This window comes from Onishia taeanensis, from assembly GCF_900100755.1.
Classification (GTDB): domain Bacteria; phylum Pseudomonadota; class Gammaproteobacteria; order Pseudomonadales; family Halomonadaceae; genus Onishia; species Onishia taeanensis.
The window spans coordinates 20836-35101 of record NZ_FNCI01000013.1; the positions used below are offsets into that span (position 1 = coordinate 20836).

Annotated in this window: 16 protein-coding genes; 3 read left to right on the forward strand and 13 right to left on the reverse strand. The window is 63.1% G+C overall.

Annotated features, from left to right (window positions below; all coding sequences use genetic code 11):
* Nucleotides 1–7 precede the first annotated feature (7 nt).
* The gene (locus BLR71_RS13915) at nt 8–1228 is read left to right on the forward strand and encodes a pyridoxal phosphate-dependent aminotransferase (protein ID WP_092527645.1); all 1221 of its coding nucleotides are present in this window, start codon (nt 8–10) and stop codon (nt 1226–1228) included.
* A 93-nt stretch (nt 1229–1321) separates the two neighbouring features.
* Here the strand turns inward: BLR71_RS13915 and sstT are convergent, their stop codons facing one another.
* The 9 genes from sstT to BLR71_RS13960 all read right to left on the reverse strand — a co-directional run bounded on the left by sstT (nt 1322) and on the right by BLR71_RS13960 (nt 9400).
* Nucleotides 1322–2551 (reverse strand): serine/threonine transporter SstT, encoded by a 1230-nt coding sequence (gene sstT / locus BLR71_RS13920; protein WP_092527838.1) that lies wholly within the window; start codon nt 2549–2551, stop codon nt 1322–1324.
* 191 nt (nt 2552–2742) lie between these two features.
* Nucleotides 2743–3150 (reverse strand): gamma-glutamylcyclotransferase family protein, encoded by a 408-nt coding sequence (locus BLR71_RS13925; protein WP_092527648.1) that lies wholly within the window; start codon nt 3148–3150, stop codon nt 2743–2745.
* 57 nt (nt 3151–3207) lie between these two features.
* Entirely contained in the window at nt 3208–3798 is a 591-nt protein-coding gene (locus BLR71_RS13930) for a gamma-glutamylcyclotransferase (RefSeq protein ID WP_092527651.1), read from the reverse strand.
* A 179-nt stretch (nt 3799–3977) separates the two neighbouring features.
* Complete coding sequence (locus BLR71_RS13935) at nt 3978–4181, reverse strand: cold-shock protein (RefSeq protein WP_092527654.1); 204 nt, start codon at nt 4179–4181, stop codon at nt 3978–3980.
* Between the two features lie 245 nt (nt 4182–4426).
* Nucleotides 4427–5668, reverse strand: coding sequence for a metal-dependent hydrolase family protein (locus tag BLR71_RS13940; RefSeq protein WP_092527657.1), 1242 nt, complete (start codon nt 5666–5668; stop codon nt 4427–4429).
* Nucleotides 5669–5690: 22 nt separating this feature from the next.
* Entirely contained in the window at nt 5691–6998 is a 1308-nt protein-coding gene (locus tag BLR71_RS13945; RefSeq protein WP_092527660.1) for a TRAP transporter large permease, read from the reverse strand.
* 10 nt (nt 6999–7008) lie between these two features.
* Nucleotides 7009–7515: a TRAP transporter small permease gene (locus tag BLR71_RS13950; protein WP_092527663.1), complete on the reverse strand. Its 507-nt coding sequence runs from the start codon at nt 7513–7515 to the stop codon at nt 7009–7011.
* Nucleotides 7512–8144, reverse strand: coding sequence for a TetR/AcrR family transcriptional regulator (locus tag BLR71_RS13955; RefSeq protein WP_092527666.1), 633 nt, complete (start codon nt 8142–8144; stop codon nt 7512–7514). The genes BLR71_RS13950 and BLR71_RS13955 overlap by 4 nt, the downstream gene beginning before the upstream one ends.
* Nucleotides 8145–8263: 119 nt before the next feature.
* Complete coding sequence (locus BLR71_RS13960; protein WP_092527669.1) at nt 8264–9400, reverse strand: C4-dicarboxylate TRAP transporter substrate-binding protein; 1137 nt, start codon at nt 9398–9400, stop codon at nt 8264–8266.
* Between the two features lie 207 nt (nt 9401–9607).
* Between BLR71_RS13960 and BLR71_RS13965 the strand changes: the two genes are divergently transcribed.
* Both BLR71_RS13965 and BLR71_RS13970 read left to right on the forward strand, forming a co-directional pair.
* Entirely contained in the window at nt 9608–10336 is a 729-nt protein-coding gene (locus BLR71_RS13965) for an AzlC family ABC transporter permease (protein ID WP_092527672.1), read from the forward strand.
* Nucleotides 10333–10668, forward strand: coding sequence for an AzlD family protein (locus BLR71_RS13970; protein ID WP_245696478.1), 336 nt, complete (start codon nt 10333–10335; stop codon nt 10666–10668). Before BLR71_RS13965 ends, BLR71_RS13970 begins: the two co-directional genes overlap by 4 nt.
* 68 nt (nt 10669–10736) lie before the next feature.
* On the opposite strand, the gene BLR71_RS13975 is transcribed toward BLR71_RS13970, so the two are convergent.
* From BLR71_RS13975 to BLR71_RS13990, 4 genes are all read right to left on the reverse strand, one after another.
* On the reverse strand, nt 10737–11063 hold the full coding sequence (locus tag BLR71_RS13975; RefSeq protein ID WP_092527675.1) for a YnfA family protein: 327 nt from the start codon (nt 11061–11063) through the stop codon (nt 10737–10739).
* Between the two features lie 92 nt (nt 11064–11155).
* Entirely contained in the window at nt 11156–12814 is a 1659-nt protein-coding gene (locus tag BLR71_RS13980; RefSeq protein WP_092527678.1) for an FMN-binding glutamate synthase family protein, read from the reverse strand.
* 173 nt (nt 12815–12987) lie between these two features.
* Complete coding sequence (locus BLR71_RS13985) at nt 12988–13350, reverse strand: DUF6164 family protein (protein ID WP_092527681.1); 363 nt, start codon at nt 13348–13350, stop codon at nt 12988–12990.
* A complete protein-coding gene (locus tag BLR71_RS13990; RefSeq protein ID WP_245696480.1) occupies nt 13350–14213 on the reverse strand; it encodes a murein L,D-transpeptidase catalytic domain family protein in 864 nt (287 codons plus the stop codon). Before BLR71_RS13990 ends, BLR71_RS13985 begins: the two co-directional genes overlap by 1 nt.
* Nucleotides 14214–14266 lie beyond the last annotated feature (53 nt).

Consider the following 14266-nt stretch of genomic DNA (forward strand, 5'->3'; position numbering starts at 1 on the left):
ACGTTTCATGCGCTACGCATCGATTACTGATCGCCTGTATGACCTCGGTGGCGACAAATGGGCGGTACACAACGCCGCTAGAGCGCGCCAGGCCAAAGGCGAAGAACTCATCGAATTGAGCATCGGCGAGCCGGATATCACCACCGACCCGGCCCTGGTCGAGCACTGCATCGATGCCCTGCGGGCCGGGCGCACGCGCTATTCCAACGGGCGCGGCGAGCCGGGCCTAGTGGATGCGTTGATCGAGAGCTATGCGCCGCGCTTCCCCGGCATCGGCGAAGAGAACGTGCTGTGCTTCCCCGGTACCCAGACCGCGCTATTCGCGGTGATCCTGGCGCTGGCCGGTGAGGGAGATGGCGTGCTGAGCGGCGACCCGTACTACGCCACCTATGAAGGGGTGATTCGTGCCGCAGGGGCTCATCTTCAGCCGGTGCCGCTGCGCATGGAGCACGACTTCATCATGCAGCCTGACGATCTGGCCGCCGCCATCACCCCGGAAAGCCGGGTGCTGATGCTCAATACGCCGCATAACCCCACCGGCGCGGTGTTGGATCGCGAGACGCTGGAGCAGTTGGGCAAGCTGTGCATCGAGCACGATCTGTGGATCCTCTGCGATGAGGTCTACGAGGCGCTGATCTTCGACGGCGACTTCGTCTCGCCGCTGGAAATCGAGGCGCTTCGCGAGCGCACCGTGGTGGTGTCCTCGATCTCCAAGAGCCATGCGGCCACCGGCTTCCGCAGCGGCTGGTCGATCGGCCCGGTGGAGTTTTCGCGGCGCCTGCTGCCGATTTCGGAAACCATGCTGTTCGGCAACCAGCCGTTCATTGCCGACATGACCGAGGCGGCTCTGCGCCAGCATTTCGATACCGCCGATCGCCTCTGTGAAGCGCTGGGCCGTCGCGCCAAGCTGCTGCACGAGGCCGTCGGCCGGGTGCCCGCGCTGTCGTCGAGCCTCCCGCAGGGCGGCATGTTCCTGATGATCGATGTCGCGAAGACCGGTCTGGACGGCGAGGCTTTCGCCTGGCGGCTGCTCGAAGAACAAGGGGTGGCGGTGATGCCGGGAGCCTCTTTCGGCGATAGCGCCACGACCCTGATTCGGGTGGCGCTAACGGTACCGGATGAAGTGCTGATGCAAGCCGTCGACAAAATGGCGACGCTTTGCCAGCGCTTGGACGGCAAGGATCTGGACGCTGAGACCCACCAGACCGAGGCCAGCAACCCGGCCTGATCACTGCCGGATGGGCCTTTCTACCCCGCCATGGTGTCTGCCATGGCGGGGTTTTTCGTTCCAGAGCGGACGGCTGGAAGCGGGACGGGTGGTTCAGTCGCGCTCGGTGGCCGCGTCACCGGCCCGACAGGCGGCGGCGGTGAACAGCACGTCAGTGGAGGAGTTCAGCGCCGTTTCGGTGGAATCCTGAACCACGCTGATCACAAAGCCAATCGCCACGACCTGCATGGCCACGTCGGTGGAAATGCCGAACAGGTTGGCGGCCATGGGGATGATCAGCAGCGAGCCGCCGGCCACGCCGGAGACACCGCAGGCGGCCAGCGCCGATACGATGCATAGCAGCAGCGCAGTGGCGAAGTCGACGCTGATGCCCAGGGTATGAGCAGCGGCCAGGGTGATCACGGTGATGGTGACCGCCGCACCGGACATATTGATGGTGGCGCCCAGCGGGATCGAGATCGAATAGGTGTCGGCGTGCAGGTCAAGGCGCTTGCACAGCTCCAGGTTGACCGGAATGTTGGCCGCCGAGCTACGGGTGAAGAAGGCAGTGATGGCGCTGCCGCGCAGGCAGGCGAAGACCAGCGGATAAGGATTACGACGCGTCTTCAGGAACACGATCAGCGGGTTGGTCACCAGTGCCACGAACAGCATGCAGCCGACGATCACCAGCAGCAGCTGGCCGTAATCGAGCAGTGCACCGAGGCCTGCGCTGGCAAGGGTGCCGGCCACCAGGCCGAAGATGCCCAGCGGTGCCAGGCGGATCACCCAGCGAATGATCTGCGATACCGCATCGGCAAGGTCAGCAAGCAGGGCGCGGGTGCTATCGCTTGCCTGGCGCAGCGTCAGGCCAAGGCCGGCCGACCAGACCAGAATGGCGATGAAGTTGGCATTCATCAGCGCGCTGACCGGGTTGTCGACGGCGCTCAACACTAGGTTCTTGAGGATCTCATCGACCCCACCGGGCGGGTTGCCGGTGGCCTGAGGAGCGTCCAGTGTTAGGGTGGTCGGGAAAGCGAAGCTCGCCACCACGGCGACCAGCGCGGCCGCCAGCGTGCCGATCAGATAAAGCACCAGCACCCCGCGGATGTGGGTCTGCTGGCCGCGCTGATGGCTGGCGATGGCCGCCGTGACTAAGACGAAGACCAGAATCGGTGCCACGGCCTTGAGGGCAGAAATGAACACTTGCCCCAGCAGTGACGCCGACTGGGCGAGATCGGGTGAGGTGGTAGCCAGCAGGATGCCGCAGACGATGCCGATGGCAATTTGAGCGATCAGCCCTATCCGCTGCAGGGGGCGGAAGAGGGTGTTAAGGGTTGCGATCATGACGCGTCTCTTGGAGGGTTCGGGATCGTGGGTTGCACGCAGAAGCCAGGAGTGCGCGGCGCGATTGGGTCCACCTGCCAGCCGCGCCGGGCCAAAACGGGCGCGGTATTCTACCATTCCCGTCGCCGCCGCGTCGGCGATCATCCCTATATCCCGCTTGAGAGCGATGCTGTCGTTGCCGTCAGGCTTGCCTAATTGCCGGACGATTTATCGCTGGGCGACCAGCCGCCTTGGCGAATCGCCGGATAGCCGGCCACGTCGAGGTTGTAAAGATACAGCCAGGCCGGGCCGAAGGCGGTGTCGTGGACGATGCGGTCGTAGGTGCCGGAGTGCGGCGCACGAACCCGGTAGTCTTCCAGCCGGTCGAGGCCGGACATGCAGCGGCTATCGACCCGGAATACCTCGATGTCGATCCCGCGAGAAGGCTCGAGCCTGGCGCCAGGGTAGGGGCCCAGGTCGTAGAGAGTGGCGGTCGTCAGGGTGTCTTCACCGACGAACTCGGCGCCCTCCAACCAGTGGTGGTTGCGCAGGCCACGCTTCAGGGTGCCGTAGACGGCGACCAGTGGCGTGCGCTGAATGGCGATGGCGGGAGAGGACATGGCTCACCTGAAATTCACGAGTGGCTTGGTGTCATATCTGAAAGGCGGTGCGGCCTCTCAGCCAGCGATTTTCCCATCGAGGTGGCGTGCCAGGGAGACCACATGCTCGTCGTGATGGCCTAGCCGCTCCAGCGCTGCCGCCAGGTTGAGCAGGTAGTCGCGGTTCGGGCCGCTGGCGCCTTGGGCCATGGCAATCTGGCGGGCGATGGCGTCATGGGGCGCGTCGCCGAGAAAGGCGGCGTTGTCTTCGGTGGCGAGATAGACCAGGCCTTCCGCCGACTCGCTGGCTCGACTGTCTTCATGGGCATCATCGAAGTGCAGTTCGGTGACCACGCGCAGATAGCCGTTCTTCTCCCGCACATCGAGAGGGCCGAGGGTTTCCGGTGTGATGCGATAGGCCATGCCGTGGCAGATGGCACCTGGGGCGCGCACCAGGGTCGCCACGCGCCCTGGGGCTTCGGGTGTGCCGCGATGGTCGTGGGAGCCTTGCCAGAAGCGGCGCACCCAGCCGCGAATATGCGCCGGGCGACGTTCCAGGTAGGGAAAGTCGGCTTTCCAGATCAATGAGCCATAGCCGAACAGCCAGATTTCCTGGTGTCCGTCGAAATGGGTCATTTGCTGGTTGATATGGGTGGTGTCGATCGTCATGGGCGTCCTGAGTAGCGTCACGCAGAGGTGTCGATTCTACCATTCGCCGGGAGGGGGGATGCATCTACCACACAAACGCAACTCTTTACCTCTCAAACGCAACAAGGCCCGCCGAAGCGGGCCTTGTACCTCAAACCTAGGGTTTGAGAGGCTTTCTAATCTCGACAGGAAGTCGGAGTTTAGATGGCCTTGATGTTTGACGCCTGCAGGCCTTTCTTGCCCTGGGTGACGTCAAAGGAAACTTCCTGGCCGTCCTGCAGAGACTTGAAGCCTTCTGCTTGGATCTCGGAGAAGTGTGCGAACAGGTCGTCGCCACCGTCTGCCGGAGAAATGAAGCCGAAACCTTTAGTGTCGTTGAACCACTTAACTGTGCCAGTTGCCATTTTCAATATCCTTACGCGCAAAAGCGCTCTTACAGTTGCCGGGTGATACCCGAGAAATAGTGGGTAAAACAAAGGAGATATACACCAGGGCTACCGAAGGACTTCGATTACAACTGACTATATTCAACTTGCTAACCAACTGAGATGCATCTTTCCACGTTGGGACCGCCGGGTCAACATTAATTTACGAGGATCCCCTGAGGGCGCGTGCGGCAATCTCGGCACGCGCCCAGCCAGGCCGGGGCTTACAGCGTGTTCTTGTAGATCTTGCCGCCTTTCATGATCATCAGTAGCTGCTGGTCAGGCTGCGTCAGCACGGAAATATCATCCAGCGGGTTGTCACGCAGGACGATCAGATCGCCACGGGCGCCGGGGATCACTTCGCCGAAGTCGCCGCGATTGCCATAGGCGTCGGCGGCGTTGCAGGTCGCGGCGCGGATCAGGTCATCCGCCGGCACCACGTCCTTGCGCAGCAGGAACTCGTTGAGCTGGTGGCATTGCATGCGACCCAGCAGGTCTGAGCCGTATAGCATCTTCACGCCGTGGCGTTGGGCCATTTCCAGGGCCTTGGCGCCGGCATCCAGCACGTCATAGACCTTCTGCTGGAGGTGTGGCGCCATGCCGGCCTCGACGCCTTCCCGGGCCAGGGCATCGTAGGTGGATAGGGTCGGCGTCAGATAGGCATCGTGCTCAAGGAACAGCCGGCAGCTTTCTTCGTCCATCAGGTTGCCATGCTCGATCGTCTTCACGCCGCGGGGAATCAGCCGGTTGATGGCGCGAGCGGTATAGGCATGGGCCATGGTGTGGATGTTGGCGGCGGTGGCTTCCTCGACGATGGCATCGATCTCCTCCAGCGAGAACTGGGTGCTGTCGATACGATCGGTGGGGGAGGAGACGCCGCCGGACGCCATGATCTTGAGCTGAGTGGCGCCCTTGCGGATCTCATCCCGAGCGGCGCGGCGCACCTCGCTGACGCCGTCGCAGACACGCCCGAGTCCCGAGCAGCAGAAGCAGCCCTCGAAGGTCTGTTGGCCTGGGCCGCGCATGTCGCCGTGGCCGCCGGTCTGTGACAGCGCCCGGCCGGCATACAACAGGCGCGGGCCGATCAGGCTGTCTTCCTCGACGGCGTTGGCCAGGCCATGATCGGCGCCGCCGGCATCACGCACGCTGGTAAAGCCGCGCATTAGCATGTCTTTCAGCAGCTCGCTGGATTTTGCCCCCACATAGAAAGGCGACAGCGTTTCGAGCAGCGCGAAATTCGGCGTAATGGCGGTGACGTGGACGTGGGAGTCGACCAGGCCGGGCATCAGATAGCGGCCTTCGAGGTCGATGACCTGATCGTCTTCGCCTTCGAGCGGGCCGGCACCGAGCGCGACGATGCGGCCATCCTGAATGCGCACCTGTTGGTCAGCCAGCACCTTACCCTGACGGGTATCGATGACGTTGGCATTGATGAAGCGGGTACGGGGGGCGTGTGTTGTCGTCATTGTTTTTCCTTGGACTGGCGAATCAGAACATTTGTTGTGGGAGATAGAGCGAGAGAGCCGGAATCATCACGATCAGCAGCAGGGCGATGATGTCCATGGCGATGAACCAGCTGACACCGCGAAAGACCTCTTGAAGGGAGACGCTTTTGCCTAGCGCGCCCTTGATGACGTAGACGTTCAGGCCGATGGGGGGCGTGACCAGGCCGACCTCGAGCAGCTTGACGACGATGATGCCGAACCACACCAGGTTCAGATCGGCTCCCTCGACCAGCGGCAGGATCAACGGCAGGGTCAGCAGCAGTAGCCCGATGGAGTCGATGAACATGCCTAGCACCAGGTAGATCACGGCAACGGCGAGGATGATCCACCAGCTCTCGGTGCTGACACTCAGGATCATCTCCGAGAAGGCCGTGGGCACACCGCTCAGGGCCAGAAAGCGGGTGAAGAACAGCGAGCCGATCAGGATGATGAAGATGCTGGCGGTGCTGACTGCGGTTTGCACCAGCGCCTGCTTGAGGGCCTCTATCGTCAGCGTGCGCCGGGACAGGGCGATCAGCGCGGCGATGGAGGTACCGACGGCACCCGCCTCGGTCGGCGAGAAAATGCCGCTGAAGATACCGCCCAGTACGGCGCCGATCAGCAGCGGCAAGGGCCAGATTTCCTTGAACGCATCCCACTTCTCCTGCCAGCTCGATTGCACATTGGCATGGCCGGCGAGGCTGGGTTTGAGGTGCGTTCGCACCATGATCATGACGATGTAGAGTAGCGCCGAGACGATACCGGGCAGGAAGCCGGCCATGAAAAGCTGACCAACCGACACCTGTGCATAAACGCCGTACAGCACCAGCAGCACGCTGGGCGGAATCAGCGACCCCAGGGTGCCAGAGGCCGCCACGGTGCCGGTGGCCAGGCCACGGTCATAGTTGTGCTTGAGCATCTCCGGCACGGCGATGCGCGACATGGCCGCCGAGGTGGCCACGCTCGAGCCCGAGGCTGCTGCAAAGAAGGCCGAGGCCATGACGCTGGAGACCGCCAGTCCGCCCGGTAGGCGAGCCATGTACAGGCGCATGGCCTGAAACAGACCCTGGGTCATGTTGGTGGTGGTGCACAGATAGCCCATGAACAGGAACATGGGGGCAGCGGTCAGCTCCCAGGTGCCGGCAAAGTCGAAGGGGGTCGCGGAAATCATGCCCCAGGCGATCGAGAAGTTGGTGATCTGGCTGATGCCGACGATCGATACCAGGCCCAGCGTCACGCCGATAGGCACGCGCAAGGCGATCAGGGCCAGGGCGATGGCAATGCCTGCCACGCCGATCTCGAGATTGGTCATGCTGATGCTCCTAGAGGGCGTGACGCAGGCGAATGGCCTTGATCATGTTGGCAAGGGTTGCCAGGCACATGGCGGCGAAACCGAGCGGCAACGCCCAGCGGCTGGGCCACAGGTAGAAGGTGAAGTTGGCCATGGCAGTTTCCAGTCTGCCGGTGGCGCGCACGGCATCCAGCAGGCTCTGGTAGCCAAGCAGGCCGAAATAGGCGAGCCCCAGCAGGCCGGCAAAAAGATAGAGGCCGAGCTGCACGCCAGCGGGAAACCGGCCGACCAGCACGTCGACACTGATATGCTCACGCTGCAGTTCCACGTAGGCCAAAGGCAGGAAGACCACGCCGATCATGTAATAGAAGGACACCACCTCCAGCGTGCCGGGAAAGGAGGTGCCTATCAGGAAGCGCAGGGTGACATCCAGGGTGACGTGCAGCGCCATCAAGGCCAAAAACAGGGTCGATGCCGCAAGCGTTGCCTTGCTCAGCCAGGTGCTGAAGACCTCGAGTCGGGTTTCCTCGGTCGTCATATGTGAATCCTCCGCTGCGGCGCGCTGCGTTCGCTGAACCCCTGGTCGATCAGGGTCTGTTTCCAGAAGGTCAGCATGTCGCGATAGAGCGCCGGGTCGTCGCGCCAGATGCTCTGAGCGCCCATGCCTCGCATCATGCACAGGGTGGCGTTCAGGGCGACGCGTTTCTCGTGAGAGCTGTGCCGGGTGCTGATCAGCAGCTGTTCCCAGATGGCCTCGAGTGAGGCATTGAAGCGGGCGGCCAGAGGTTCGAGCACTTCCTTGATCGACGCGTCGGTACGGGCCGCCGTGAGGTATTCCAGGGTGACCATGTAAAGGTTGCCCTTGAAGTGTTCATGCAGGGTGTCGATCAGCGTATCGAAGTCCAGGGTGCCCGCCTTGATGCCGTCAGCCATTTCTTTGACGCTGACCACCTCCTGGTTGAGCAGGTCTTCCAGGGCGGCCTGCATCAACGCTTCCTTGGAGGGGTAGTGGTGCATCAGTGCGCCCCTCGAAACGCCTGCCTGGCGTGCCACGTCGACCGTCGAGGTGGCGCGGATGCCTTTCTCCAGGATGCATTCCAGCGTGCCCCGCATGATCTTCGCTTGAGTCTGGCGCGAGCGTTCTTCCTGTGTCTGGCGTTGGCTCATCGGTGTGCCTCCTCGGTTGGCTAGGCAATGTCTGCAAAGTACTGCGCTCGTCGACTTTTCAGGCACAGCCTAAGGGTCGCCAAAGGGGCCGCCGAGAGCGGCCCCGGGAGTTGGCGGTTTCAGTAAATGCCGTAGTCGGCGGGCAGGGTGTCGTAGATCTCGCGCATGGCCAGTTCTGCCAGGGCGTCTTCGTCATGACGGTCTACGTCGGCAAGCAGTTTGACCCACTTGGCATGGGTGGCCAGGAAGTCGTCGATCAGGGCATGGGAGTCTTCGATGCCGTATTTGTCAGTTGCCGTGTCATAGACGCCCGTCAGTGCCTGCTCGCGGAACGCTTCGACGGACGCCATCAGATCCGCTTCAGGCTCATAGACATGGTTGCCCTTGGCAATCGCTTCTTCGAGGGCGGCATCTGCGGTGTCCAGGTACTCAACGATCATGCGGGTCATTGCCTTGGCGGTGGCTTGCTTGAAGACATCGCGCTGGTCGTCGCTGAGATCGGCCCAGAACGACGGGTTGAAGCCCCACTGTGGGCCTGACCAGTACATGCCGGTCGGCAACAGGGTGGTGTATTCGGCGACTTCCCACAGCGAGCGGTCGATCAGGTCGTTGGCGGCGTTGGTGGCGCAGTCCAGCGAGCCGCGATCCAGGCCACTGTACATCTCGCTGGAGGGCACGTTGACGGGTATGCCGCCTGCCTGCTCGACCCAGGCCGAGACCGTGGAGCCGGCGGTGCGAATCCGCTTGCCGCGCAGTTCCTCGAGGTTACGCACCGGCTCGCGGCAGAACAGCACATAGGGCGGGGTGTTGTAAGCGCCGAGATAGACAATGCCGACGTCTTCCCATTCCTGGAGCTGGACGGGGTTATGGGTGCTGAAGTCGGTGACGGCGAGAATGCCGACCAGCGGGTCATCGAAATTGAAGCCCAGCTCCTGAATGGCATTGGCGACCGGCAGTTCGGACGGCGTGTAGACGGCGGCGTGGTGAGCTACCTGCACCACATTGTCGCGGATGCCCTGCAGGTTGGCGCGCGGCGCCAGCAGCACGGTGCCGGTGAAGACTTCCGGCTGCAGTTCGCCGTCGGATAGTTCTTTGACGGTCTCCGCCCACTCGATATAGCCGTAACGAGAGTGCGGGTGCTGCTGGTCGTAAAAGGAATTGGCGATGAAGGACGTGGCGGCCATGGCCGAGGTCGCGAAGGCAGGAAGGGCAAGAGCGGCCACTCCCAAGGCAAGTCGGGTGGACTTGAAATGCATGATTCTCTCCAGTGCCGTGACGGTCGGCAGATTGTTGCTATTGTGGTACCAGTCACCTGGGCAAGGCGCAGAGTGGCGCCTTGAAATTGAGCCTAGTTCGCACTCATGAAAAAAACAAGCAGGCCTGTTTGTTTTTATTGGGGCCGTTAGCGGCTAGGCTAGAACCAGCGCTTTATGGCGTTTTCATCACCCTCAGGAGGGGCGAGCATGACATCTTCGCTCGAGTCGGCGGCGGCTATCCTGGATCGACCCGGCACTTGGCGCGGGGTGCGCCAGATGCTGCCGCTCGCCGCCTTTACCGTTGCCTTCGGGCTGGCGTTCGGCGTGGCGGCCGCCCAAAAGGGGCTGCATGGTTGGGAGGCCATGTTGATGAGCGCGCTGATGTTCTCGGGCCCCTCGCAATTTGCCGTGCTCGAGCTATGGGCCTTCCCGCTGCCCCTGCTGGCCCTGGCGCTGACGACCATGGCCATCCATACCCGCCATCTGTTGATGAGCGCGGCCTTGCACCCCTGGTTGCACGGCCTGCCCAAACGCCAGCAGTTTGCGGCGGTCTTTTTCTTGACCGATTCCAGCTGGGCCATGGCGCTGGGTGAATATCAGCGTGGCGAGCGTAACGTGGGCCTGCTGTTGGGTGGCGGCATTGCCCTGTGGGTGGCCTGGGTGGTGGGTAGCGGTATCGGGCTGATGTTTGGAGGGCGTTTGGCCGAGCCGGAGCGCTATGGGCTCGACGTGATCATGCTGTGTTTCCTGCTGGTGATCGTCGTCGGCGGCGTTCCGCGGCGGGACATGTTGCTGCCGTGGGGGGCGGCGGCGCTGAGTGCTTTGCTGGCCTATTACTGGTTACCGCCCTACCTTCATGTGGTGGTGGGGGCCTTGGTGGGGGGCGGCGTTGCCGTGCTGTGGCCTGCCGCTTCTGCTCGCCGGGCGGCATCATGATGGGAGCCTTTGCAAGCGCGAGCGGTGCGGCCTCGCTGGTGGCGATCATCATGATGATCATGATTGCGCTGGTGTCGCGCATCGGTGGGCTCATGATCATGTCGCGGCTACCCATCGGCCCCAAGGTGCGACGCTTCGTCGATGCCATGGCAACCTCGGTGTTGATCGCCGTGATCACCCCGATGATCGTCGACGGCGATGGCGGCGCGCGGGTAGCGGCCGTGGTTGCCGGCGCCGTGGCGATTTGGCTGCGAAGCCCACTGGTGGCGATTGCCCTGGGGATGATCAGTGCCGCCCTGTGGCGATTCGTGATGGCCACGGGGGGCGGGTGAGAAAAGCCAGCGGATGGCCTTGCGAATGGGAGTCTGAGTTGAGGTTGAGCCTGACAGAGCGCTGAGGCTCAGGCGCTGCGCGGCCCTAGCAGGATGATCCCCGCACCGATCAGGCACAGGGCCGCACCGATCAGATCCCAGCGGTCCGGCGCGCGCTGCTCGACAAGCCACAACCAGACGAGCGAGGTGGCGATATAGACCCCGCCATAGGCGGCATAGGCCCGCCCGGCGTAGTCGGCATCGGTGAGGCTTAACAGCCAGGCGAACAGGGCCAGGCTTGCTACCCCCGGCAGCAGCCAACCAAGCGGCTTATCGAGCCGCCACCAGGACCAGAAGGCGAAGCAGCCGGCGATCTCTGCCAGGGCAGCGGCCACGTAGAGCAGCGGGGTGGGCATGCGAGGGCTCCTGCGAAGGTTTGGCGGATCAGGTGCAGACGAGTCGGTGCTCCTGGTCGCCATCGGCTCATTGGTCTTGCATCAGGCATTGCCTAGTAAAGCTTGCTGGTTCGGCGGTCGCTCAACACCTCAGGCGGTGTAAACGACTCGGCGCTGGCTTGTTCCCAGTAGCTGTCGAATACCTGGTGATCGGGCTGGTGGGTGAGCAGCGACCCCGGCGCCAGATAGTTGAACATCTGGTCGAAGGCGCGGATCTCGTGGTCGGAGACCCGGCGCAGGATGTGTTCGGGCCCGAGCTCGCTGGGCGAGTTTAGGCCGGCGGCGGCCAGCATCTCGGCCATGGCCTTCATGGTGTTGTCGTGGAAATGCTGGACCCGGACGCTCTTGTTGGCCACGTCCAGGTGGGCGCTGCGCCGCGGGTCCTGGGTGGCCACGCCACTGGGACAGCGATCGGTGTGGCAGGCTCGGGCCTGGATGCAGCCCAGCGCGAACATGTAGCCGCGGGCGGCGTTGCACCAGTCGGCGCCCAGCGCGATGGTTCGCGCGATATCGAAGGCCGAGATCAGTTTGCCCGCGGCGCCGACCTTGATCGTTTCGCGCAGATTGGTGCCGACAAGGGTGTTGTGTACCAGCAGCAGCGCCTCGGTGAGGGGCATGCCCATGCGGTTGATGAATTCCAGCGGTGCCGCCCCGGTGCCGCCTTCGCCGCCGTCGACGACGATGAAGTCCGGGTGTTCGCCGGTGGCGAGCATCGCCTTGACCAGGCCGAACCACTCCCAGGGGTGGCCAATGGCTAGCTTGATGCCCACCGGCTTGCCGCCTGAAAGCTCGCGCAGGCGAATGATGAAGGCGATCAGCTCGCGGGGCGTGGTGAAGGCGGTGTGGGCAGAGGGGGACACCACGTCTTCGCCGGCCTTCACGCCTCGGGTCGAGGCGATCTCGTCGGTGACCTTGGCTGCGGGCAGAATGCCGCCGTGGCCGGGCTTGGCGCCCTGACTGAGCTTGATCTCGATCATCTTCACCTCGGGCCGGGTTGCGCCCTCGATGAAACGCTCCTCATCGAAGTGCCCATCCAGGGTGCGACAGCCGAAGTAGCCCGAGCCGATTTCCCATACCAGGTCGCCGCCCTGGAGGTGATAGGGCGAGATCGCACCTTCGCCGGTATCGTGATAGAAGCCGCCCCGAGCGGCGCCCAGGTTCAGCGACTCGATGGCATTGCCGGAGAGCGAGCCGAAGCTCATCGCCGAGATATTGAACACGCTGGCCGAGTAGGGCTGGGCGCGACCGGCGCCGATCGTCACCCGGAAGTCATGGCCATTGATCGGCTTGGGGGCCAGCGACGGATTGATCCATTCATAGCCCGGCGCATACATGTCCAGCAAGGAGCCAAAGGGTTTCTTGTTCATGCTGTTCTTGGCGCGCTGGTAGACGGCGTCACGCTGCTCTCGGGAGAAGGGGCGCGGTTCGGTATCCGACTGGATGAAGTACTGACGAATCTCGGGGCCGATCGCTTCGAGGCCGTAGCGAAAGTGGGCGAGAATCGGGTAATTGCGGCTCACCGTGCGCCGGCGCTGGCGTAAGTCATAGGTACCCAGCACCACCAGGGCGGCGAAGACTAGCGCCGCCAGGCCCCAAAGCGGACTGATGGCCATCAGGGCGAGGCTCGTGATCAGACCGATAATGCTGGCACCGTAGGCGGCATAGCGGGATAGGCTGCGCCATTCTGGCAGGCGAGCAAGTAATGAGGGCATGCGACAAGCTCCTGAGCGGTCTGCGGTAGTCGTGGGCCAGGTTCGGGCCATGTTGGCGATGAGGGCAGTGATCGATATTACTAAAGGTCGTTCAATGGCCTGCGGTTTTATAACCTGTGGTGACTTGGGCGCTCGCTCCCAGCCCTGGGGTCTAGAACCTAGAGCCCAAGGGGCTAGAACGTCAGAAAGAAAGGCAGCAGGCTTAGCCCCAACAACAGGCCAAGCGCGATCAGGGTGACCAGCACGCCGGTAGGATGCTGGCGCACTCTATCCCAGATGCTGGGCGCCTCGCCTCTTTGCTGAGCCTCGGCGTATTCCCGGTGCACCCGCTCATAGAGGGATTGCTGGTAGGCGTCGATCAGGCCACGAGCCTCTTCGAGGCGCGATTCGTCGACCAGCCAGAGGGCCGGCACCGAAAGCTTCCAGCGGCCGGCTTCGGTCTCGTAGACCTCGAGACCATGTTCGGCCAGCAGAGCACGAACCTCTTGGGCCTCTTCTTCCGGCACGTCACGCAGGTGAAAGAGCAAGGCGGCCATCAGTTGTCGCCCCCCTGGCCGCGCTCCTGCTGCATGACCAGCATGGGGTCGCCGGTATCCACGGCCTGGCTAAACGCCAGGTCGCGCTGCCCCGCCCCGGATTGGCAGGCCAGGAACTCGGAGTGGTCGAGCCACTGCGGGTCCGGGTAGTAGGCGAACAGGTACTGGTTGTCCTCGAGGCTGTCGATCAGCGGCTTGGCCACCTCGCTGGGTACCGCCGGGCAGCCCCAGCTGCGGCCCAATCGGCCATTGGCCGCGATGAAGTCCTCGCTGACGTAATCGGCACCGTGTATGACGATCGCCCGTTCAAAGGCCCGGTCGTTGATGCCGGGTTCCAGGCCTTCCAGACGCAGGGAATAGCCGTTGCGGCCGGTATAGCTCTGCTTGGTGCGAAAGAGCCCCAGGCTCGATTGATGGCTGTCCGCCATGTTGGAGAAGTCACTGGCAAATTCCTGACCCGTTCCCTTGCCGTGGGATACCAGCTCCTTGAACAGCAGTCGTTGCTGCTGAAGATCGAAAACCCAGAGGCGCTTTTCGTTGGCCGAGCGCGAGAAGTCGATGACCGCCAATCGCTTGGCATCGGGGTCGGCGCAGTTGAGTGCCTGGGCCGCCAGTTTCAGTACCTGGGGCGAGGCTCCGGGCGCCAACTGCTCTAGGATCCGGGAAAGTGACTGCGGCGCTATCCGAGCGTACTGTTGAGAATGCTCTGGAGAGTGCTCTTGAGACTGCCCTTGAGAGAATGACTGGGCCTGAGCCGGCGCCGCCAGGCCCAGGGCGACAAGACTCAGCATGGCAAGGCTCAGCATTGTGGTGCCTAGCTTGGTCAGAAGCGGTTCTGGGCGCCAAGGCGGGGTCGTCGACATGGCAAAAAGCTCCTTCCACGGCGGCATAGCCGGTGGGTGATAAATCCTTAGAA

What these genes read in the sequence shown, in the direction of transcription:
- BLR71_RS13985 (WP_092527681.1), bottom strand. Translation starts at nt 13,350, where the DNA reads ATGGCCGCCTTGCTCTTTCACCTGCGTGACGTGCCGGAAGAAGAGGCC.
- BLR71_RS13945 (WP_092527660.1), bottom strand. Translation starts at nt 6,998, where the DNA reads ATGACCAATCTCGAGATCGGCGTGGCAGGCATTGCCATCGCCCTGGCC.
- BLR71_RS13970 (WP_245696478.1), top strand. Translation starts at nt 10,333, where the DNA reads ATGATGGGAGCCTTTGCAAGCGCGAGCGGTGCGGCCTCGCTGGTGGCG.
- BLR71_RS13925 (WP_092527648.1), bottom strand. Translation starts at nt 3,150, where the DNA reads ATGTCCTCTCCCGCCATCGCCATTCAGCGCACGCCACTGGTCGCCGTC.
- BLR71_RS13935 (WP_092527654.1), bottom strand. Translation starts at nt 4,181, where the DNA reads ATGGCAACTGGCACAGTTAAGTGGTTCAACGACACTAAAGGTTTCGGC.
- BLR71_RS13965 (WP_092527672.1), top strand. Translation starts at nt 9,608, where the DNA reads ATGACATCTTCGCTCGAGTCGGCGGCGGCTATCCTGGATCGACCCGGC.
- BLR71_RS13980 (WP_092527678.1), bottom strand. Translation starts at nt 12,814, where the DNA reads ATGCCCTCATTACTTGCTCGCCTGCCAGAATGGCGCAGCCTATCCCGC.
- BLR71_RS13960 (WP_092527669.1), bottom strand. Translation starts at nt 9,400, where the DNA reads ATGCATTTCAAGTCCACCCGACTTGCCTTGGGAGTGGCCGCTCTTGCC.
- BLR71_RS13915 (WP_092527645.1), top strand. Translation starts at nt 8, where the DNA reads ATGCGCTACGCATCGATTACTGATCGCCTGTATGACCTCGGTGGCGAC.
- BLR71_RS13990 (WP_245696480.1), bottom strand. Translation starts at nt 14,213, where the DNA reads ATGTCGACGACCCCGCCTTGGCGCCCAGAACCGCTTCTGACCAAGCTA.
- BLR71_RS13940 (WP_092527657.1), bottom strand. Translation starts at nt 5,668, where the DNA reads ATGACGACAACACACGCCCCCCGTACCCGCTTCATCAATGCCAACGTC.
- sstT (WP_092527838.1), bottom strand. Translation starts at nt 2,551, where the DNA reads ATGATCGCAACCCTTAACACCCTCTTCCGCCCCCTGCAGCGGATAGGG.
- BLR71_RS13950 (WP_092527663.1), bottom strand. Translation starts at nt 7,515, where the DNA reads ATGACGACCGAGGAAACCCGACTCGAGGTCTTCAGCACCTGGCTGAGC.
- BLR71_RS13955 (WP_092527666.1), bottom strand. Translation starts at nt 8,144, where the DNA reads ATGAGCCAACGCCAGACACAGGAAGAACGCTCGCGCCAGACTCAAGCG.
- BLR71_RS13975 (WP_092527675.1), bottom strand. Translation starts at nt 11,063, where the DNA reads ATGCCCACCCCGCTGCTCTACGTGGCCGCTGCCCTGGCAGAGATCGCC.
- BLR71_RS13930 (WP_092527651.1), bottom strand. Translation starts at nt 3,798, where the DNA reads ATGACGATCGACACCACCCATATCAACCAGCAAATGACCCATTTCGAC.